This is a genomic window from Streptococcus sp. HMSC10E12, from assembly GCF_001807855.1.
Taxonomy (GTDB): Bacteria; Bacillota; Bacilli; order Lactobacillales; family Streptococcaceae; genus Streptococcus; species Streptococcus salivarius.
Genome location: NZ_KV791090.1, coordinates 1 through 1,093, shown reverse-complemented (window position 1 = coordinate 1,093; position 1,093 = coordinate 1). Strand labels below are relative to the sequence as shown.

1 protein-coding gene and 1 pseudogene are annotated in these 1,093 nt (G+C 41.0%); both read left to right on the top strand.

The genetic code is table 11. The annotated features are described in order from the left end of the window. A pseudogene (locus HMPREF3112_RS11500) lies at positions 1-191 on the top strand (ABC transporter ATP-binding protein); the annotation flags it as partial. Continuing rightward, positions 188-928 (top strand): hypothetical protein, encoded by a 741-nt coding sequence (locus tag HMPREF3112_RS05665; RefSeq protein WP_021151545.1) that lies wholly within the window; start codon positions 188-190, stop codon positions 926-928. The pseudogene HMPREF3112_RS11500 and the gene HMPREF3112_RS05665, both read left to right, overlap by 4 nt. Positions 929-1,093: the final 165 nt, after the last annotated feature.

The window sequence follows — 1,093 nt, the reverse complement described above, 5'->3', positions numbered from 1 at the left end:
TAGATAAGAGTGCAGAAAGTGTACTGAAACAAAGATTCCCTGAGCTGGACTACAAGGTGCTTAACGGTTGGATTTCGGTAGAGACCAGAAATCCAGACCTTTATCGGCTATTGCTGGAAGAAACAGAAGTCTTGCAGTTCACCCGAGAACCTGCCTCTTTGGAAGATTTGCTGTATGAGGTGCTCAAATGATGCTATCAGCGATTGGGCGAGAGTTTAGTCGTCAACTCAGCGAATACAAACAGTTCAAAGTCAATCTTCTCTTTGCCAACCTGGGAATTTTCTTTCTAGTTACGGGTTTTCTGACCTATTTTGACAGCCAGCAAGATACTTTTGAGTTGTTTATCTTGCTTTTTACTTGGTATTTTTCTAGCCACAGTATCACCCATCCAACCTATTTTATCGAGGATGAGATTGCAGACCGCACCATTATCAACGTGATTCAGAGTCGGCGGAGCATCTTTGGCATGCTTTTTATCAAAATTATCGTACAGATTTTGTTGGACTTGGTCAAGGCCATTCCTTTGTTTTGCTTGGTTGCCTTGGTTCAGCAGATTGCCTTTCCTACTGACTGGGTCGTTACATTTGTTACTTTTCTTCTGTCCTTTGTGGTTATTGCATCCCTTTATGGTCTAGGCTTTCTCTTTGCCAGTTTTTCCTTTGTCTTTACAAAAATTTCCAGTATTACTAGCCTCCTTGCTTACGGGATTCTCTTTTTGGTTGGTTTTCAGGAACAATCGAGTCATTTGATTGCTACTTTAACTCGTTTCTTGCCTTTCCATCTCTTGGTGAGTTTTATCCGTCAGCCAAGTTGGTTCGTTCTTTTATTATTACTGGGATACGGTTTGATTTACTGGCTCTTGGGTTACTTGTGCTTTCAAACTTGTTTGACCTATGCCAAAAAGAAGGGAAGTTTGTTCCATGTATAATGAAGTGAAGCGATTTTATCTCTTTCGCAGGAGACGCTGGGCGGATACCCTGTTTGACACCCTCTACCACGTCATTTTCATTCTTGGTTTTTATAGCCTTTTGAGGGGAAATTCTGACTTTCAGTTGTCCTATTTCTATTATTATTTCATCTTGACCCATGTGGT